Genomic DNA, 19774 nt, shown 5'->3' with positions numbered 1-19774 from the left:
GTGGTTAATTTGCCTTCTTGTTGCCGTTGCCGTTGAGAAGTGAAGTCGTTCCGCTGACCAGTGAAGAGAGCGTCCCGCTCGTTCCAGTCCCCGAAGTTCCCGATCCAAACGCTCCGGCGACGACGGTGCCCGGTCCCGAGAGAACGGGGGGCGTGGTGGTCGTGCCGCTCGCCAGGGCGACGGCGGGCGCGCCATAGGCGGGCGTGGAGGGGATGACGAAGGTCCGGGAGTAGGCCGTCCCCGTGCTGGAGTTCGGCGTGGCGTTCAGCGTGATGGACTGGGCGAGGGGCTGGGTGGAGGTCTGCGACCCGTCGCCGGTGACCGTGCCATAGACCCGGAAGAAGGGCAGCCTCGAGGAGAGCACGGTCCACCCGCTGCCGGTGGACGAGGCGCACCGGCTGCCGACGACCTGGACGTCGTCGGCGTAGGAGATCGAGAAACTGTCCGACGCGGAGTCGGAGTACATCACGATCGCGTAGGTCTGGTTCGGATCGAGACCACTGACGCCCGAGGCGAAGAAGGTGGGCCAGGTGAGCGAGAGGATGTCCGACAAGAGCGAGGCGGAGCGCGAGTCGGAGGCGATGATCTGATCCGTCGGCGTGCCATCGGCGTTGGCAACGCGGAGTTCCACCGTCAGTTTCTGTCCCGTGATCGCCAGGAGCGACTTGGTGATCGGGAGTTCGAGGCGTGAGAGGTTGAACGCGACGCCCGAGGAGTCCGGCGGCGTGACGCGGAACGTGACGGAGTATCCGGCGTTGGACCGGATAGGCATCGTCCCGGTGTACATCGTGTCGTGACCGGCGAGGTAGAGGTTGGCGCTCGTCGCGTAGCCGTGCGGCTGGGTGCTCGTCGTGCTGGTGGTGCGAAGCGAGAAGGCGAGATCCTTCAGGCCCGGGCCGACGGCGACGGTGTCGCCGGCGTTCTCGCTGCGGAGGAGCGTCTCGCCCCTGGTCCCCGACCAGGAATAGGCGACGCTCTCGTCGGAACCGTCCGCGTCGCGGTCGGGGATCCGCAGCGACAGGCCCGTAACGGTGACGGCGTCGATCGAGGTCGCGAAGCGGAGATCGTCGGAGAGACGATCGAAGGCGCGCTGATTCGTGAGCGCGAGCGTGGCCGCGTCGTTGGGCTTGGGGATCGATCGCGACGAGATCACGACCACCGAACCCGAGGCGACGAGGAGCACCGAGGAGATGCCCAGGGCGGCGAGCGTCTCGGCGAGCGTGAACGCGGGTCGATATCGGTGTCTGCGGATCATGCTGGAGTTCCCCCGTACACAGAAGATCGGATATCCGATGGGGCAACGCCCGCCCCGGACGAGAAGTGGCGCGTCAGGAGAGAGAGACCCGCGCGAGTGCGTCGCTGGAGCGGGACGCAAGAGTCCGAGAAGGCGCGATTATTTTGATACACGGACGTTGTTCCCGGCGACGGCGTCGAGGTCCGTGTCCGGAGCCGTGTCGAGAGTGCGATTGCGCGGCTTGGACTCGGGAAGGAGCGCGGCCACATCGGAAGGTGTGTCCCCTTCTGGATTGGCAAGAACCGCCGGCCAGATGAAGATCGTTCGTGTGATCGTGCCCGTCTTGGAATCGACCGAGATCGCCCCGCCCCACGTGCCGTTGGTCACGATCACCAGACCATCAGAGTCGAAGGCGCCATAGGGCGTGATATCGAGTTGCGGACCCGTGCCGAACTTGGCGGCGGCAACATAGGCGAAGTACGGCTCGCCGCTGATGTTGCTCACGAAGCCCGGCTTGGGCGTGGTGGGCCCGATGTTGAGGGCGCCGGGATTGCTCGCGACCGAGCCGTAGCGGGCCGAGCCCTCGACGAAACGGACCGTCATCGAGGCGCTGACGGACCGCGCGGTGTCGCGCGTGAGTTCGATGTCGCTCGCGACGCGGGCGGCGGCAAGGTCCACGCGATATCGGGACGAGGCGTTGGCAAATCGCGGGATCGCGATCGCCGCCACCACGCCCACGATCACCACGACCATGACGAGTTCGATGAGTGTGAACGCTGCACGGAAACGGCGACGGCCCGCGAGATGCGGGCCGCACGCCTGATGACACCATGGCCGTTGATGTTCCATGGACATGTTCGGGATTCGAAACTCGGACTAGTACGCGCTGAAGAGGGTGCCCTTCGCGTCGGTCTCGGTGGTCGTGTTCGCGCTGATCTTGCCGGTGGTGTCCACGTAGATCCAGCCGATGCCCGCGGCGTCGGCGGCGGCGATTCCGTTCGCACCCTTCTTGGCGCCGACCGGGAGCACCGGGATCGCCCGGACGTACGGGCCATAGATGTACGCGCCGGTCTTGGTCGCCGAGACCGCGCCGGTATCGTCGGTGTAGGTCGTCAGGGCGCCCACGACGTTCGCGGCGGTCGGGTAGGCCCCGCCGTGCTCGGTCGCGTACAGGTCGAGCGCGCTACGCAGGACGTTGAGATTCGCGGTGAGCGAGCCCTCGGCGGCGCCGGCGGCGCCCCGGCTCATGCGCGGGACCGCGATCGCGGCGATGATGCCGATGATCACGACCACGATCACCAGTTCGATCATGCTGAATCCGTTCAGACGACGCATTCCACGCACCATGGCTCTAGTCCCTTCCAGCATAGGTATTCCAACCGTGTCCCACGAGAGTTCATGCCGGGCGGATCCGATCGCCCGTGCGTACACAACATCGGGACATGGCCCACCGCACTTCACTACACAATGATCCCCCAACCACGGGAAAATACTGGTTGGGCGGAATGCGCAAGAACGCCGAGACCACCGCCCGCTTATTGGACGGGCAAGGCCTCGGACCGCACGATCCGAAATGCGGGGGTTATCGCGGTTGCGTGCCCGCGGGGTCAAAGACGAGCGTGGCGACGCGGCCTGTGACCTCGACCTTCACCAGGTTCGTCGAGTTCTCGCCCGGCGCGATCTCAACGACCTTCACCGCCACCTTTGTGCCCCCCGGGAGCGGGACTTGCCGCCCCTGTCCCACGGAAACGAGCACGCCGTTGATCACGGCGGCCTTGCCGGAGAGCACCGACGTGATGGTCAGTTGGGGCAGATCCGCCGGGCGTGAAGGTGTGGAGGTGTTGGCGGCCTTGGTGTTCCCGGACGTGGCGAACGCGTCGGGAACGGCGGCGACGAGGTCCATGCTCGCCTCATGCTTCACGAGACGATCGGCGACACTCACTCCCGAGGATTGAGTCGCCTTGACGGGTGTGACCGTCGGGGTCGGCGGTGCGGCGGCGACCGGAGCGGCGGCCGAGGCCCCGCTCGGCGCGGTCACGCCGGAATCGAGCACGAACCGGTCGATGCCGACCGCCAGTGCTCCAAGCCCCAGAACGATCGCGAGCGCACGCTGTTGTTTGGTGAGGGTCACGCCCCGAATGTGCGATACACCGCACTCCAAAGCAAGCGAAAAGTCGACCCGCGATCACGTTCCGGGTGAGGCGGGCGCGGGTGTGCGGCCTGCATCGTTCATAGCGTGCCAGTTGAGGCCCAACCGGAAGGCGGCGAGGTCGACGCCGTCCACGACGACGTGCTCGATCGTGAAGGTGGCGACGGACGTGTCGCGATGCTTCTCATGGAGCAGCGCGACGAGCGAGACGACGTCCGGAAACGCCCCGACGCCGCCGAGATCGATGGGGACGACGACATGCCGGCGTCCGGGAACGGGCACAGGCGGGCTCGATCGGATCTCGTTGATTTGGACGTGGTGCTCCTGGGCGATCGTGCTGACCGCGGCGATGTGGCTGTTGAGGTCCGAGGTGGACTGGAGTTCCACGCTGACCTCGGCCGTCACCCTGCGCAGGCGTTGCACCTCACCCACGGTCTGACGTGTGCTCGCCTCCTTCGACTCCGCCTCGCTGATGGTCTCGGTCAGGCGACTGCGCCACTCGCTCTCGGCGGCGCTTGCCGAGAGCCGTGGCTGCAGCGTGAATATGTAGACGACCCCGGCGAGCACGCCCGCAAAGGCGAACGCGGCGGCATCGATCTTCCACGTCGCGTCGAAGATGGTCATTTTCATGGCTTGCCCTCCGAGGACGGCGATGCCGCCGTGTTCTCGACGAGCACGCAGCGGAGTTGGAACGTGGCGCCCACGAGTTGCCCGGGAATCGCGCGGGCCTCGACGATCTCGACCCGGTCGAAGACGCCCGACCGCTCCAGAGAGAGCACGTACGACGTGGCGTCGGCCTGAGTCGGCGCGGTGCCCTGCACGCCGATCGAGTAGCCGCCCCCCAAGGCCGCGGCGTTCTTCGCAGAGCCGCGGGTCGCGTCGTCTGCTCCGCGCTCCTCGAGCCGCGAGAGGTCGATGCGTGTGAGCGAAAGTCCGGGCGAGCAGGACCGCGCGAGCAATCCGAGCACGATGGACCAGTCCGGATGCTTTGAGACGACGCTCGCCGCCTCGACCTTTCGGCGTTCGGTGTTGAGCGCCGCCGCCGAGCGCGTGAACTCGGCCTTGGCGCTCTCGAGGCGCGCCTGCGCGTCCCTGAGGCGCGCGGCGAGGTCGGGCCCGCTCGAATCGAGCGCCGCGAACGATCCCCCCGCGCCCAGCACGAGCACGACATAGCCGCCGAGCACGGTCGCCCAGAGGCGCGTCCGACGGCGAATCGCCGCCATTCGACGCAGGCGTGGGGACAACAGGTTGACGCCGTTCGATTTGCCCATGGCTTACATCCCCTCCCCGCCCCACCCGAGCGCCAGGCCCAGGGGGAGCAGCATCTCGGGCGAGCCGGCGATCGAGTGCACCGCCGGATCGACTTCCATGACCTCGAGCGGCGTGACCGCGCGTGCCGAAAGCCCAAGGTGCGACGTAATCCGCTCCGAAAGCCCGCGAACACCCTCGCACATCCCCGCGAGGATGCACTGCGTCGCCTCGAGCGGCGCAAAGCGGCGCTGAACGAACTGCAGTGAACGCTCCAACTCCATGGTCAGGGCGTTGATGTAGGTCGTGGTCCTCGAACGCAGATCGGTGAAGTTCGGGCCCGAGGGGGGCGATTCGTCGCGCGACAATCGCCGAAGGCACGCGCGAACCGCCGTCATCCCGCCCGTTCGCCACGCGCGAGAGTCGCTGACCAGTCGATCCATCCCATGCTCGCCGAGTCGCCGCTCATAGACCACGATCGCCCGGCGTTCCACGGGCTCGAGGTTCACGACCGTGAGCGTTGAGGCGCTCCAGCCCACGTGCAACACCACCGCCAGCACCACGCCCGCCGGAATCGCCGGCGCCACGGCTCGCGCCAGCGCCGTTGACAACGGCTCGAGCGAACGGACGATCAAGGGGGTGTCGACAAAGGCGTCCACGGCCCGATCCGCCTCTGCGTGCGGAAGGAGGACGGCCATCGACTGTGAACCGGCGCCCCGCGATCGCCCACCGATCTCCGGCAGGTCCCACATCGCCATCTCGAACGACGACAGATCCAGACGATTGGCCCGCGACAACTCGCCCCGCGCGATCTGATCGATCGGGGCACCAGAGTTCCTCGGCGGCAGGTCCACGAACTGGCTGACCACGGGCGCATGCCCGGACCACAGCGCGACTTCGGAGCCGCGGAACCCGTGACGCTCCAAAATGCCGAAGATCTCGAGGATCTCGCCACTCGTTGGTGATTCGCTGGAGCGACGCGGGAACGAGGTGGCCGTCGTCAGGACGCGTTTTCCCGATCGTCCACGTGACACCTGAGCCGCCCGAACCAGGCACCCATCGATCGCCAAACCGATCGGCCCGCGTGTGGGCCCAAGAGCAAATCGTGTCATGCGCCACCCCCTCCGCCGCCGCCCGAGCCTGTTGAACCCGCCAGATCGAAGAGCGGCAGGAACATGCTGAGCGCCACCATGCCGACGACGACACCCAATAGCAGAAGAATCAGCGGTTCGATCAGGCCCGTCGCCGTCTTGATGAGCACCTCGTTGTCCTCGTCCATGTGGTCCGAGAGTTGCAGCATCACGCCGCTCATCTTCCCGGACTTCTCGCCCGTCCGGATCGCCTCGACCACCGATGGTGCGAACAGGCCCGACTCGTGCAGCACGCTGCTGAACGACTCGCCTCGAGAGACGGCGTCTTCCGCCCTCGCCATCACATCCTGATACAAACGATTGGGCACCGATTCGCGCGTGAGCGCCATCGCCTCGAGCATCGGCACGTGCCCCTCGAGCAAGACGCCCAGCACGCGCGTGATCCTCGCCGTCGCAAAGTTCCGCGTCACACGGCCGATCTGCGGCAGGCGCACCATGGCGGTGTCTCGGAACCGCTTCCCGGCCTCGCTCTTGAGGTACATCGTCGCCCCGACGACCGCCGAGACAAGGACACCCAGGATGATCGGCCATTGCCCGCGGACGAGATCGCTGACGCCCATCACAAACTTGGTCGTGGGCGGGAGTGGCGTCTGGAGCGTCTCGAAGAGCCCGCGGAACCGGGGCATCACAAAGACCACAAGAATCGTCAGCACGAACATCGAGATCGCGATGAGCACCGTCGGATACACCATGGCCCCGATGAGTGTCGTCCGCACCTTGAGTTGCTGACGCACGAGTTTCGCGAGACGATCGAGCATCGCGTCGAGGCGTCCGCCCGTTTCGCCCGCCGCCACGAGGCTACGGACCACGCCGTTGAATGTGCCAGGATGCCTCGCCATCGCGTCGGAGAGCTGGGCGCCCTCCTCAACGCTCGATCGAACCTCCGCGATTGTGTCGTGCCATGGGCCAGGCCCGATCTGGCGCTCGAGCGAGCCGAGCGCCTCGACGACGGGCGTCCCGGAGCCGACGAGCACGGAGAGTTCCCGAAGGAGCGTCGCGACCTCGCGCGTGCCGCCTTTCTTGCCTCCGCCGGGTCCTCGCAAGGTAACCTTTGCACCCGTGCCATCATCGTCGATCGATGTCGCAAAGACACCGCGGCGGCGCAGCACCTCGCCGGCCTCGTGCCGATCGCTCGCGTCGACGTGCCCGTTCACCGCCTTGCCGGCGGCATCGAAGCCCTGGTAGGTGAACCTCATGCCGCCTCCCTCACATCCTCAGGCTGCGGCTTGCTCGTCTCGGCATCATCATCCTGCGTGACGCGGAGGATTTCCTCCAGGCTCGTCTTGCCCGCGATCGCCAGGAGCACGCCCTCCTCTCGCAGCGTGAGCACGCCGTGCCGACGCATCGCCTCGCGGAGTTCGTGCGTGGGGCGGGCGTTGTGGATCATGCGACGCGTCTCGGGCGTGACCTCGAAGACCTCATACACGCCGCAGCGCCCAAGAAATCCGCTGTCGTAGCAGTGTGGACAACCGGCACCCTTACGGAATGCGCGTGGCGCCTTGGCCTCCTGCTCCGTCCAGATCCCCGCGTCACGCAGCACCTGCTCCGCCGGGTAATACTTCGTCGCGCAGTGCGAGCAGATCGTCCGCGTCAGGCGCTGGGCCACCGCGCCATTGAACGCGCTCGAGAGCAAATACGGCTCAACGCCCATGTCGATCAGTCGTGCCGCCGCTCCGGGTGCGTCGTTGGTGTGCAGTGTCGCGAGCACGAGATGCCCCGTGAGCGCCGCCTGCACCGCGACCTTCGCGGTCTCCTGGTCGCGGATCTCCCCAACCATGATGATGTCGGGGTCCTGACGCAGGATGCTCCGCAGCGCCCTCGCGAAGGTCATCCCGATCGCCTCGACGACCTGGATCTGGTTCACCAGTTCGAGTTGGTACTCGACCGGATCCTCGACGGTCACGATGTTCACCTCGGGCGAGCGCAGCAGATCGAGGGCCGAGTAGAGTGTCGTGGTCTTGCCGCTCCCCGTTGGGCCGGTGACGAGGCAGAGCCCGTGCGACTGCTCGAGTGCCCGACGGAAACTCGCGAGCGTCTCGTCGCGGAAGCCCAGGTCCTCCATGCGCACCTTGAGGTTGCTCTTGTCAAGGATGCGCACCACGATCTTCTCGCCCAGCAGCGTGGGGATCGTCGAGACACGCAGGTCGATCTCGCGCCCCTCGGCGATGATCCGCACGCGACCCTCCTGGGGCAGACGCTTCTCGGCGATGTCCATCTTCCCGATCACCTTCACGCGCGAGACGATCGCCGAGTGCATCCCCGGCGGCGGGCGCATCAGGTCGCGTAACACGCCATTGATCCGATAGCGGATCCGCGTCGCCTTCCCGCCATGCGACGAGTCGGGCTCGATGTGGATGTCGCTCGCCTTGTCGTTCACGGCGCGAAGGAACGCGACGTTCACAAGATTGACGATCGGGCTCCCCGCGATCTGCGTGTCGATCTCGGTGAGGGGACCCTCATCGACCGACTCCTTCTCGACAACTTCGACATCCGAAGACTCAAGATTCCGCAGGAACGCATCGACGTCCACGTTGCCCGCCGCATACTTCCGCACAAACTCCAGGATCTCCGACTCGAGCGCCAGCACCGGACGCACGCGACAACCCGTCAACTGCCGCAACCGATCGATGGCCGGAAGATTCTGCGGCTCGGCCATCGCGACCGTGATGTCGCCGTGCACCTTGAAGAGCGGGATCGCCCGCAGTCGCTCGGCCTCCTCGGCCCCGACCAGCGCCAGGACGCCCGGATCGATCAGCCCGTGGCGCAACTGGCAACCCTTGACGCCCAACGCCATCGCCAGCGCCCGCACCAGCGTCGCGCTCGAGATCATCCCCTGCTCGACGAGCAACTCGCCCAGCATCCGGTTGGTCCGAGTCTGCTCGCGCAGCGCCCGCTCCAACTGTTCCTTCGTGAGTTCGCCCGATTGCACCAGGATCTCGCCGAAGCGCAGACGACGACCCGGCGCGGGCTGGCCCGCGTTCGTGTGATCGTGCTCGTTCGGCGTCGATTGGCTCACAGATAACTCCGGACCGCCTGGGTCACGTCCTCAAAGTGCTCGAACTTTCCCGTCAGGTCCGTGAGTTCCAGCACCTCGCGCACCGTCTCATTCAACCCAAAGACACGCAGCGCGTGCCCCCCCTGCGACGCTTCGTCGCTCGCCTCGACCAGAACCTCCAGCCCCCGGCTGTCCACATACGCCATCGCCGTCGCGTCGATCACGAGGCGCCCGAGGCTGCGCGACATCGCGTCCAGGAGCGTCGTCTTGAACTGGTCCGCGTCACCGAGCGCGAGCGGGCCGCACGGCTTGATCACCGTAACGGCACCCTGTCTCTGCTCCTGGATGTCCATCGACGCTCCTCCTTCCCCACTCTCACGCCGCCATCGACTGTCCCTGCGTCTCCGGGAGCGGGACCGCGATCGTGAACGTGCTCCCGCGATCGAGTTCGCTCTTGACCGAGATGTCCCCACCGTGCTGCCGCACAACATCACGCGCGAGCGCCAACCCAAGCCCCGAGCCGGAGATGGTCCCCACGCGCTTGTCCTTGGCGCGATAGAACTTCTCGAAGATCAACTCCTGCTCCTCGGGCTTGATCCCCAGGCCCGTGTCCGACACGGCAACCTGGAAGCGCCCGTCCGTCTCGTTCGCCGTTACCGTGACCTTCCCGCCCACGGGCGTGTACTTGATCGCGTTTCCGATCACGTTGTGGATCGCCAGCGACAACTTGTCACGGTCGCCCTGCAGCACTGGATACTTGGGCGGCAGGTCGAACGTGAGCGTGATCTCCTTGTCTTCCGCGGCGATCTTGTAGTCGTTCTGGATCTCCTCGAAGAGCGCGTCGAGCCGCACGTCGCCCACGCGGAGTTTGAGCGCCCCGGCCTCGATCTCCGCGACCGAGAGCATGTCGCCCACGATCCGCTCCAATCGACGCGCCTCCGTCCCGATGACATTGATGCATTTCGATCGCACCGCCGGGTCCGACTCGCCAGACTCCAGCAGCGTCTCGACATACAGGCGGATGCTCGTCAGGGGCGTGCGCAACTCGTGGCTCGCCTGGGCGACGAACGCGTTGCGCGATTCGTCGGCGATCCGCTGCTGGGTGATGTCCTCGATGATGACCATCACCGAGTCGCTCTCGTCGCAACGCAGAGGCCGAGCGGTGAATCTCAGGACCGCCGCGCTCGCCACACCACCGCTTCGCCCCACCGCCTCGTTCGCAAAGGCCTCGCGCCGAGACTCGACACTCGTGCGTTGCCGATTCTTGCCAGTCGCGATCGATTCGATCATGCCCGAAACGGCCTTGTCCCGAACGATCTCGCTCATCGATTGCCCGACGATCTCCTCGCGCTTGGTGCGGAGCAGCACCGCCGCCGCCCCGTTGCAATACTTGATCGAGAGTTTCGAGTCCAGGATCACGAGCCCAAGCCAGAGCGCGTCGCAGGCGCTCCCCAAGTCGCCCGACGCCGCGATCTTTCCGCCCGTGGGACCATCGCTCTGGCTCAGGAGCATCGACTCCTTCAGTTCTTCACGCTCGGTGAGCAGCCGATTCCAGGCGACCGCCTCGGCCCCGAACGCGTCGCTGATCGATGCCTCCGACGCGGAATCGCACCCGCGCTCCATTGCGCGCAGCGCCTGCTGGATCGCGCCCAGGGCTCGCGTCCGTCGCCGATAGAACCACGAGACCATTGCCCACCCCGCCGCCGCCGCGAGCCCGCCGCCGAGCGTGCCATACGCCGACGTCGCGCTCGAGATCCAACTACTGCTGATCGATCGCTGGGCTTGCACCCGGATCCCGCCCCGTCCCGGCACCACCGTGCTCGACGAGATCGAGACCGACGAGGGCACCGAGAAGAAACCGATCGACGCCCCGTCCGCCTCGTCGCTCGCGCTCCCCAGCCATGAACCCGCGAGCACCTTCTCCTCGCTGTCGTGCGAGATCTGCGAGGGAAGCGACGACGCGATCGTCGTCCCGTCGGCCAGCGAGATGGAGCACGATTCCAGACCCGAGTCCGCCACCACGCGCACCACGAGCGATCGGAGCGAAGAGAGACTCGACGGTGTCGGGTCCGAGAGCGATTCCACGGCCGACTCGGTCAGGAGCGAGACCGTGCGCCGTGCGCCGTCGCGATCCGCACGAGCCCGCTCGAGCCGCTGCGTCCCCAGCGACCACACGACGCCCGCCACGACGATGATCGCGAGCAACACGCCGTAAAGCGACGACGCAAGAATTGACGCCGAGTCGCCCCGCGCGACAAACGCTCGGCGTGGCGCCAACCCCTGGTTCTGTGTGCTGTTCTTCTCGGACACGGGATACCTCGCGAGTCTGGTGATTCCGGACTCTGCGGATATCGGCTGGGAGTACGCCGTCGTGAAGCGCAACCCCCGACGAACGCCGCCCGCGGGACCATCCGTTCGATTCCACGCGTCTCACTTCGCCTGGGGCGTGTATCCATCGCCCGATAACGCTACTCGACCTTGAACAAACTCGGGTCGATCGCCATCCGCGGCAGTTTCGGATCCATCTTCTCCAGCATCTTTACCAGGATCGTCGAGATCACGGCGTTTCGATACCACTTGCAGTCCGACGGCACGATGTACCACGGACACGCCGCCGTCGAGCACAACTCGATCGCGTCCTCGAAGGCCTCCATGTACGCGTCCCACCGCTTCCTCTCCTCGAAGTCCGCGGGGTTCATCTTCCACTGGCGCTTGGGGTCGTTCAGCCGTCGCTTCAATCGCTCGAGTTGCTCCTCCTTGCTGATGTGGAGATAGCACTTGACGATCATCGTTCCGCACGCGGCGAGATGCGACTCGAACGCGTTGATCTGCGCGTATCGAGGCCTCCACACGTGCTCGGGCGCCAGACCCTTGACCCGCTCGACCAGCACGCTCTCATAGTGCGACCGGTTGAAGACCCCCATCTCACCCCGCCTCGGCGTCGCCTTGTGGATCCGCCACAGGTAATCGTGCTCCAACTCCTCCGACGACGGCGCCTTGAACGAGGTCACGTGCACCCCTTGTGGGTTCACGCCCTCAAACACGTCGCGGATCGTCCCGTCCTTGCCTCCAGCGTCCATCGCCTGTAACACGAGCAGGATCGACCGCGTGTCCTCCGCGTACAGCAAATACTGCAGATCATCCAGTTTCTTCCGGTTCTTCTTGAGGAGATCCTCCCCCTCGTCCCTGTTCAGGCCTTTGGTCGTCCCCGGGTCGATCTTCTTGAGGTCCACCTTGGATCCAGGCTTCACGCGGAAGTCGTCGATGTCGAACATTCACGCCTCCTTCATGCCAATCCGACGCGTGCCGACTCATCGCCCGACCCGCGAACGCCGATCACTATACTGACCCCGCCATGGACGGCACACCCGACACCACTCCGCACGCCGATGCACCGCCCCCGCGCCGCGGCCTGAAGTTCATCATCCAGGCGCTCGGCTTCGTCGTCGGCCTGGCGCTCCTGTGGTGGTGCATCTCCAAGGCCTTCGGCGGCGAGGACAGCCGACAGAGCCTCGAGCGCCTCCGCCACGCCACCACAGGCCAGATCGCCGCACTCCTCGCCTTCTCCCTCGGCACGCTCATCGCCAACGGCCTCGTCTTCCACCAGACCATCCGCCCCGTTCGAAAGATCGACACGCTCGACACCATCTCCATCAACGCCATCGCCACCTTCCTCAACTATCTCCCCTTCAAACTCAGTGTCATCTTCCGCGTCACCACTCACTCCAAACGCGATCGACTCCCCCTGCTCCTGATCGGAGCGTGGATGGCCGCCATCGCCGCAATCCTCCTCACCGTCCTCGGCACGATCACGCTCACTGCTTATCTCACACGCCACGCCGAACCACTCGTGCGACTCGCCGTCGGCGTGGGGTTCCTCACCGTTTTCGGCACGTGCGTCGTCCTCGTCGCGCGATACTTCGCCGGCGTCCAGGGCCTCGACCGTCTCGCCGCCCTCGCTCGCGCCACGCGCCTCGGGTTCGCCGAGCGGATCGTCCGCTCTGAGCACTTCGCCCAGATCCACGCGTGCACGGCGATGCTCATGTCCCCCGCCACCGTCACGGGCACGATCTCCCTCCGCATCGTCGATATCGCCCTCCAGGCCGCCCGATACACCACCGCCGCCCAGATCCTCGGCGAGCCGCTCTCCTACGCCGACGCCTTCGTCCTCGCCTCCGCCGGGTTCTTCGCGGGGATCGTCAGCCCCAGCGGGCAACTCGGCACGCGCGAGGGCGCCATCGTCTTCCTCGCCGCGACCCTCGGCGTGGGCGGCGCCAAGGAGTTCGCCCGCGTTGCACTTCTCGTCACCGCGACCGAAGCGATCGCCTTCCTCGTCGGCGCTGGCCTGGGCATCGCCCGCCTGGGACCGAACCGCCTCTTCCAGCCGCGTGTGCCGCGCTGATCACGCCATGGCCTCGGCCCGCAGGGTCACCGCCCGCAGCGCCGTGACCAGCGACTCCACCGCCGACAACGACTCGCCCACCACATTCACGTGCCCGACCTTTCGGCCGGCCCGGCTCGCCTTCCCATACACGTGGATCCGAGGCCACGCACGCGCATCACGAACCTCAAGCAGTTCTTCTCGCCCCGGCACGCGCCCGATCATGTTCACCATCACGCACGCCCGCGTGAGCGACGTCCGCCCCAATGGCCACCCCAGAATCGCGCGGAGATGGTTCTCAAACTGGCTCGTCTCGCTCGCATCCTGCGTCCAGTGCCCGCTGTTGTGCACGCGCGGCGCGAGTTCGTTCCCCAGCAGCCGCTCCTTCCCGCTCGCGTCGCGCTCCACAAAGAACTCGATCGCCAGCACGCCCACGTGCTCCAAGGACTCCATGATCGCCCGCCCCACGCGCTCGGCCTCGGGCTGCAGCGGATCATCCGCCCGCGGCGTCGAGACCCGAAGCATCCCCGACTGGTGGATGTTTTCCGTCAGCGGATAGAACGCCATCTCCCCCGTCACCGAGCGCACGCCGATCAGCGATACCTCGCGGCGGAACGAGACCATCCGCTCCACGATCACCTCAGCGTTCCCCAACGCCTCGATCGCCGACCGCATCGACGCCTCGTCACGCACAACGCGCTGCCCCTTCCCGTCGTACCCCTCGCGCACTGTCTTCACCACCACAGGAAGCCCCAGTGCCTCCATCGCCGTTTCCAGTTGCACCGGCGTGCGCGACAGCACATACCTCGGCACGTCCAGCCCCACGCTCGCGAAGAGCGCCTTCTCCTTCCCCCGATCCTGCCCCACCTCGAGCGACTTTGCCGAGGGATACGTCGGGCGGCGTGACGCGACCTGGTGCAACGCCGACACCGGCACGTTCTCGAACTCGAACGTCGCCGCGTCGAGGTTCTGCACGAATCGATCGATCGCCGCGCTGTCGATGAACGACCCGACGCGCAACTCACCGACCGCCGCCGCACACGCCTCATCGCTCGGATCCAGGAACCGGAACCGCAGGCCCATCGCCAGCCCGGCGAGCGCGATCATCTGCCCCAACTGCCCGCCGCCAAGCACGCCGATCAGCATGGATCCCTCGGTTTCCGCCTCTGGGGCTTAGTCCGCCGATCGCTTCCGTCGGGTCGGCTTCCGCGCCGGCGCCTCGCCCTCGAGACGAATCGACGGATCCCGGTGCGCCAGCACCGACTGCGACTGTCGCTCGCGATACGCCCGCAGCCGATCGCGCACGTCCGCGTTCGACACCCCCACGATCGATGCCGCGAGCAAGGCCGCGTTCACCGCCCCGCTCCGCCCGATCGCCAGCGTCCCCACAGGCACGCCCGCGGGCATCTGCACGATCGACAACAGCGAGTCCATCCCGCGCAGGATATTGCTCTCGATCGGCACGCCCAGCACGGGCACCGTCGTCTTCGACGCCGCCATCCCCGGTAGGTGGGCCGCCCCGCCCGCGCCGGCGATGATCACCTGCAGCCCACGCTCCTCTGCACCGCCGGCATACTCAAACAGCCAGTCCGGCGTGCGATGCGCCGACACCACCACGCACTCGTGCGACACGCCCAACGCGGCCAGCGCATCGCTCGCGTGACGCATCGTCTCCCAGTCCGAACGCGAACCCATGATCACGCCCACGATCGGCGGCAGCGGACTCTTCGAACGACTCTTGGTCAACTCGGCACCTCCAATGGACCACGCCCTCACATCCCCGGTCGCACAGCGTAGTTTGAACGCCCGCAAAAAGAAAACCGGCGATCCAGGGGGCTTCCCACCAGATCGCCGGGACGAATCAATCTCACGCGGCTTCCCGCCCGATTGTCACGGATTCGCCGGGACCTCCGCGGTCTCTCCCTGGACGGGATTCGCCGCCCACCGCGCCGACAACTGTGTCGTCAGTTTCCCCGTCGCCTCCGCCGCCATCTCGTCGATGGAGCGATTCGCGTCGTCGAGCCCGGTGATCTTCCGCTCGACCGTCGCCGCCGCGAGCACGTCGCCGCTCGCCACGCGATACGCCCGCAACGTGTACACGACACGCACCGGCTCGCCGGTCGAGCGATCTCGCACCAATCGCCCCACGCCGCTCACCACCACGTCGGCCTTCGCTTCCTTCGCGAGTTCAAAGCCCAGCGTCCGGTCCGTCCACGTGTGGCCCGCCAGCGACCCTGCCTTCTCCAGCGAACTCTGCGCCGCCGACACGTCACGGGGCGTCAAGCCCAACTGCACGAACCGCTCGACCAGCCGGTTCTCGAAGGCCATCGTGTCGATCACGGCATCCTGCTTCCGCTCGGTGCGCCGATCGCTCAGTTCGCGATCGATCACTCGCTCCAGGAACGGGTCGCCGCCCAAGAGCCCCAGCGACCCGCCCAGCCCGACGCGCTCACCGATCACGATGTTCACGCCGTCCCCCGACTGCAGCGCCGTCGCCGAGCCGGTCGGAGCCGAGGGATCTACGAGCGACTCCTCCTTCTCCACCATCGCCTGGCTGACGACGAACGCTATCGAGGGCGACCCTGCGCCGGCATACGCCGACGACAACACCTCGCGTGCCGCACGGTTCCGGCCCGTCATCGGTCCGCCCACGAGCAGCCGCTCCTGATCGCTCAGGCTCAGCGGGTCCAGCCGCAGCGAGAGTTTCCCCTCCGACGAGCCGAGGATCTCCGCCTGCATCGCCATCGCATCGACCACGGCATGGCGCGTGTCCAGCCGCAGATCGATCAGATCGCCCGCGTATGCAAGGTCGAACTCCGCCATCGCACGCCCGTACCCCTTGTCCTCCTCGCGAAGGCGAACGCTCCCCTCGCGCACGCCCGCGACCGAGCGCATCGCGTCGCGGAACGAAGCCAAATCGTCGTCGGCATAGTCCCCCACGAGCGTGATCGAGAACCGGCGCCCCTCCGCCGCACCAGACACCGGGTTCATCTTCGCGTAATCACCCGCGACCCGCCGCGCGATCGCCTTGGCATAGTCCGCGAGCCGATACGTCGTGAACTCGCCGCGATACTGCGGATCCGGCGCCATGTCCCAACTGTGCGTCCCGATCGTCGTGCCCCGGCGAAGGTCCACAATCTCGTACGACGCGCGATAGGGCGCGCTCGCGTGGTGCTGCTCCAAAAGCCGCACGTACACCACCACGTCGGCCTTTACTTTCTGCCCGACCATCTTCGCCGCCGCCCGCTCGTCGTTGCGGGCAAGTTCATTCTGTGCCACCGCTGAGACAAGGTCCGCCGCGCTCGCGTTCACCAGCGTGATCGCGGGATCCTGGAAATACCCCTCCAGGCGCGACCCCAGCGTCGAGAGTAGCGCGTCGTCGTGCAGCGCCTTGCACGGCGTGCCACCGATCCCCACGATGTCACCCGTCACGAGAAGCCGAGGGCTCCCGCTGCGCTCATACGCCTCGAGGAACGCCGAGAAGTTCTCGGGCCGATCCGAGGTGGATTCCACCTTCGGCGCCGGCGGATCGGGCAAGCGCCCCGAGCCGGGCTGACCAAAGGCCACGCCACCCAGAACCATCGAGAGACCAATCGCCAGCCCGGCCGCAGCCGGAATCGTCGCCACCAACGCGTGTTTCACAGTCGCATTCATCGTCATTCCCCCTTCGTGTTCAGCCCGCCCCGCGCGCCGAGCGGATCTCCAGTTGCCAGTTCTCCGCCGTGTTGTCGAGGGCCGTGCCCGTCAAATCGCGACGCATGCCCGGCTCGAGCACGATGTACACCCACCCCGGCTGCGTCCGCAGCGGGGCGCCGTCCTTGTCCGTGAACGTGAACTTGTACTGAATGTTAATCGGATAGTTGTGCTTGTTGATCAGACGCACAGGCACCGTCACCGTCTTCACGTCCTCGCCCTGCACCACAGGCTCGGCCACGACAACATACTTCTGCAGCGCCGGCTCCACCGTCACCGCCGGATACCCCTGGTGGATGGTCGGATCCACGCGGGCCGCCGGCGGATAGATCGGCTCCCCTCGGCACGCGCCGAGCATCACGCACCCCATCGCCACCAACGCCAACACTCCCAACTTGCCCGCCAGTCCAACCGCCCCGCTCGTCACCTGGTTCATCGCTCACACTCCCGCGGCCAAGCCGCTCTGTTAGTAGATACTACTCAGACGCCATCCCGTCGTCTCTGTTCCACAATCAATCCGCCCGCCGACGCTCCAACTCCGCCGCGATCTCCTTCGAGAACTCCCGAACACGATCCGACTTCGGGCGATACGCCGAGTGAGGCCGCGTGAACGCCTCCACATACCCCACCGTCCCCGCCAGCGGCTCCACCAGCGTCGTCCCGCCCATCAGGATGTGCACGCCCGGCATGCCATGCGCGTCCTCCGCCGTCAGCGTGATCCCCTCCTCGCGATACAGATTCTCGAGATCGACCACCGTCATGCCCGCCAGCCAGCCGCCCTGCTGATATCGCGTCAGCACCTCCAGCGACGGATGCCGAACGCAGCGCCCGCCCAGGATGTAGGGCAGGTCATCGCCCTCAACGCGCGCGCGACACTGGTCGTTCGCGTACAGCACCTCGCCGGCCATCTCCCGAGGCGTGCGCTCCGCGAGCCGGACATACCGCAGTTGGATCCTCCGATCCTCCCTCGGCGGCGACATCGCGGGGAGCACCATCCGCTCCATCGCGCCCAATGACAGCCGCACGATCGTGTCGGGCTCGTCGATCCGCACCGGAATCAGGTACACCCGCTGGGGCAGGACATCCAGCGAGCGCGTGTCCGCCGCCGCCCCGGCTCGCAGCAATCCGCCGATGATGGCCATCCCCAGCCCGATGATCTGCTGGTTCGCGCGCGCGTCGCTGTTGTGGCTGTTCGCCGTCCCCGCGACGACCAGCCCCGCCGTCATCAGCGCGCTCCCGATCTGGCTCTTGGCGATCCGCACGTCCTCGAGGTTGTTCCACAAGTGGCTCTGCGCCATCTGGTTCACGTCACACACCGGCGGGAACGGCCCGATCTGCGGGCCCTGCACCGCGCCGCCCGCCCCCACCACCATCGCGCTGATCCCGCGATCGTCGCTCTGCGTCCGAGGCATGAACCGCGCCAGCGCGTTGTCGGGCCCATACGAGACCTTCTTCGGGCCCATCCCGAAGTCCACCACGAAGAGCGTGTTGTACCCGTCCGATGTGAGCGCCTCGGCCAGCGGGATCAGCCCCGCGTTCACCTCGCTCGCCGCGTTGAAGTTGTCGCGGGCCTCGTCCTCGCGCCCCATCGCCTTGCTCGCCACGCCGCTGAGCATGTACCCAAGCGCGAAGTCCGTGCGGATCGGGACGTACCCCTTGTCGAGGTACTCCTCGCCTTTCGATTGCGCGCGCTGGGCGAGTTCGAGCGACGACGGGTTCTCGCCGGGCTTCTCGTTGTCGGCAAAGTCCTTGAGCAGAAAGAGCGACGACCCCGCCGCCGCCCGCGCGTTGTCCCATTCCCCCAGCATCGCCTTCTGCACGGCTATGTACGTGTACGACAACGCCTGCTCGAACGGCTCACCCTTCCAGGTCTTCACGCCCTCGTGCAGCACCACCGCCGTCGTCGTCTTGTCCGCGTTGAGACCCTGCGTCCGCAGCAGGTCGAACGCCTGATTCGAGAGTTCCTCGGCCCCTTGCGGATAGCCATCGGCGAGCGTCGCGATCTGCGCGCGCATCCGCGACAGGATGTAGTCCCGATCCGATCGGTCGTTCGAGATCTCCTTCACGAACAGCGACCGCGCCCGCGCAAAGTCCCCAAACTCAAACGGCCGAGACCCCGCCGACACGCTCCGACCGCCCGCGCAGCCGCCGAGGAGCACACCCGCGCCCAACGCCACGCCGATCACGGCCGCTCGCCTACTGCGCCAGCCAGCCAACCCTCGGCGTGTGCCCGTCATCGCATCCACGAGATCACAACTCCCTCTCGCACGTGGCCCAGGCGTCTCGCCTGTGCACCAGACTCATGCCGCCTCGGACCACGCGTGACGCTTAGTCGTACGCCCGCCCGAACGCGATCCGCTTGAACTCGAAGTTCTCCTGCGCCACCTGCTCGCCCGTCTGGATCTCCGTGATCCGCGTCTCGAACATGTACGCGTCGGTCCGGTCCTTGCCCGCGGTCCGCGTCAGCGAGCGGAACGTCCCCTCCATCGCGTGCGTCGGCTGACGCTGCTCGCCCGTCTCCGGCGGCAACCGGCCCGCCTCGATCGCGTCCTTCAGGTATTCCTGCGGAATCACGAATCGCACGTTGCGATCTCGCCGCAGCGCGGAGACATTCAGCCCGTCGCGAAGGCGAGCCATCATCCACCACTGCTCGCTCGAGGGGATCAGGTCCGACGTCAGGTTCTGCACCTTGTCGATCGCGATCACCACCGGCGGGCTCTCGGGCGTGCGCGACGAGAGCCAGTCGCTCGACGACAGCCGCTGCGCGATCTCCGTCGTCGTCGCCTCGAGGTCATCGACGGTCAGACGAGACGACTTGGGCGGCGCGCTCGCGCACGCGCCCAGCAGCAGCGTCGCACACACCACCCCCACGAGCCTCCTCGCCGCGCCCATCGCGAGACCTCCGTTCGTGGCCCGAATAGAC

General features: G+C 66.7%; 19 protein-coding genes. 1 reads left to right on the top strand and 18 read right to left on the bottom strand.

Annotation, left to right across the window (positions count from 1 at the left end):
- Nucleotides 1–4: 4 nt before the first annotated feature.
- From IPK69_08360 to IPK69_08305, 12 genes are all read right to left on the bottom strand, one after another.
- A complete protein-coding gene (locus tag IPK69_08360; GenBank protein QQS08018.1) occupies nt 5–1255 on the bottom strand; it encodes a hypothetical protein in 1251 nt (416 codons plus the stop codon).
- Between the two features lie 138 nt (nt 1256–1393).
- On the bottom strand, nt 1394–2083 hold the full coding sequence (locus IPK69_08355; protein QQS10450.1) for a prepilin-type N-terminal cleavage/methylation domain-containing protein: 690 nt from the start codon (nt 2081–2083) through the stop codon (nt 1394–1396).
- 27 nt (nt 2084–2110) lie between these two features.
- Nucleotides 2111–2569 carry a prepilin-type N-terminal cleavage/methylation domain-containing protein gene (locus tag IPK69_08350; protein QQS08017.1) on the bottom strand — a complete coding sequence of 153 codons (459 nt, stop codon included), beginning with the start codon at nt 2567–2569 and terminating at the stop codon, nt 2111–2113.
- Nucleotides 2570–2816: 247 nt separating this feature from the next.
- Entirely contained in the window at nt 2817–3365 is a 549-nt protein-coding gene (locus tag IPK69_08345; protein ID QQS08016.1) for a hypothetical protein, read from the bottom strand.
- A gap of 54 nt (nt 3366–3419) precedes the next feature.
- On the bottom strand, nt 3420–4013 hold the full coding sequence (locus IPK69_08340; GenBank protein QQS08015.1) for a hypothetical protein: 594 nt from the start codon (nt 4011–4013) through the stop codon (nt 3420–3422).
- Nucleotides 4010–4654: a hypothetical protein gene (locus tag IPK69_08335; GenBank protein QQS08014.1), complete on the bottom strand. Its 645-nt coding sequence runs from the start codon at nt 4652–4654 to the stop codon at nt 4010–4012. Before IPK69_08335 ends, IPK69_08340 begins: the two co-directional genes overlap by 4 nt.
- 3 nt (nt 4655–4657) lie before the next feature.
- Complete coding sequence (locus tag IPK69_08330; GenBank protein QQS08013.1) at nt 4658–5743, bottom strand: hypothetical protein; 1086 nt, start codon at nt 5741–5743, stop codon at nt 4658–4660.
- On the bottom strand, nt 5740–6978 hold the full coding sequence (locus IPK69_08325) for a type II secretion system F family protein (GenBank protein ID QQS08012.1): 1239 nt from the start codon (nt 6976–6978) through the stop codon (nt 5740–5742). Before IPK69_08325 ends, IPK69_08330 begins: the two co-directional genes overlap by 4 nt.
- Nucleotides 6975–8798 carry a Flp pilus assembly complex ATPase component TadA gene (gene tadA, locus IPK69_08320; protein QQS08011.1) on the bottom strand — a complete coding sequence of 608 codons (1824 nt, stop codon included), beginning with the start codon at nt 8796–8798 and terminating at the stop codon, nt 6975–6977. The genes IPK69_08325 and tadA overlap by 4 nt, the downstream gene beginning before the upstream one ends.
- Nucleotides 8795–9130 carry an STAS domain-containing protein gene (locus tag IPK69_08315; GenBank protein QQS08010.1) on the bottom strand — a complete coding sequence of 112 codons (336 nt, stop codon included), beginning with the start codon at nt 9128–9130 and terminating at the stop codon, nt 8795–8797. Before IPK69_08315 ends, tadA begins: the two co-directional genes overlap by 4 nt.
- A gap of 22 nt (nt 9131–9152) precedes the next feature.
- Nucleotides 9153–11087, bottom strand: coding sequence for a PAS domain-containing protein (locus IPK69_08310; GenBank protein ID QQS08009.1), 1935 nt, complete (start codon nt 11085–11087; stop codon nt 9153–9155).
- 158 nt (nt 11088–11245) lie between these two features.
- Nucleotides 11246–12052, bottom strand: coding sequence for a polyphosphate kinase 2 family protein (locus IPK69_08305; protein QQS08008.1), 807 nt, complete (start codon nt 12050–12052; stop codon nt 11246–11248).
- An 80-nt stretch (nt 12053–12132) separates the two neighbouring features.
- Between IPK69_08305 and IPK69_08300 the strand changes: the two genes are divergently transcribed.
- On the top strand, nt 12133–13179 hold the full coding sequence (locus IPK69_08300; GenBank protein ID QQS08007.1) for a flippase-like domain-containing protein: 1047 nt from the start codon (nt 12133–12135) through the stop codon (nt 13177–13179).
- Here the strand turns inward: IPK69_08300 and IPK69_08295 are convergent, their stop codons facing one another.
- From IPK69_08295 to IPK69_08270, 6 genes are all read right to left on the bottom strand, one after another.
- Nucleotides 13180–14301 (bottom strand): 5-(carboxyamino)imidazole ribonucleotide synthase, encoded by a 1122-nt coding sequence (locus IPK69_08295; protein QQS10449.1) that lies wholly within the window; start codon nt 14299–14301, stop codon nt 13180–13182.
- Between the two features lie 30 nt (nt 14302–14331).
- Nucleotides 14332–14877 carry a 5-(carboxyamino)imidazole ribonucleotide mutase gene (gene purE / locus IPK69_08290; GenBank protein ID QQS10448.1) on the bottom strand — a complete coding sequence of 182 codons (546 nt, stop codon included), beginning with the start codon at nt 14875–14877 and terminating at the stop codon, nt 14332–14334.
- Nucleotides 14878–15048: 171 nt separating this feature from the next.
- Nucleotides 15049–16800: a hypothetical protein gene (locus tag IPK69_08285; protein ID QQS08006.1), complete on the bottom strand. Its 1752-nt coding sequence runs from the start codon at nt 16798–16800 to the stop codon at nt 15049–15051.
- A gap of 31 nt (nt 16801–16831) precedes the next feature.
- A complete protein-coding gene (locus tag IPK69_08280; GenBank protein ID QQS08005.1) occupies nt 16832–17287 on the bottom strand; it encodes a YcfL family protein in 456 nt (151 codons plus the stop codon).
- A 76-nt stretch (nt 17288–17363) separates the two neighbouring features.
- Nucleotides 17364–19037: a hypothetical protein gene (locus tag IPK69_08275; protein QQS08004.1), complete on the bottom strand. Its 1674-nt coding sequence runs from the start codon at nt 19035–19037 to the stop codon at nt 17364–17366.
- Between the two features lie 142 nt (nt 19038–19179).
- Nucleotides 19180–19743 (bottom strand): hypothetical protein, encoded by a 564-nt coding sequence (locus tag IPK69_08270; protein ID QQS08003.1) that lies wholly within the window; start codon nt 19741–19743, stop codon nt 19180–19182.
- Between the last annotated feature and the right edge of the window lie 31 nt (nt 19744–19774).

The sequence above is a fragment of the Phycisphaerales bacterium genome (assembly GCA_016699835.1).
Classification (GTDB): Bacteria; Planctomycetota; Phycisphaerae; order Phycisphaerales; family UBA1924.
This window is presented reverse-complemented; position numbering and strand designations above follow the sequence as displayed.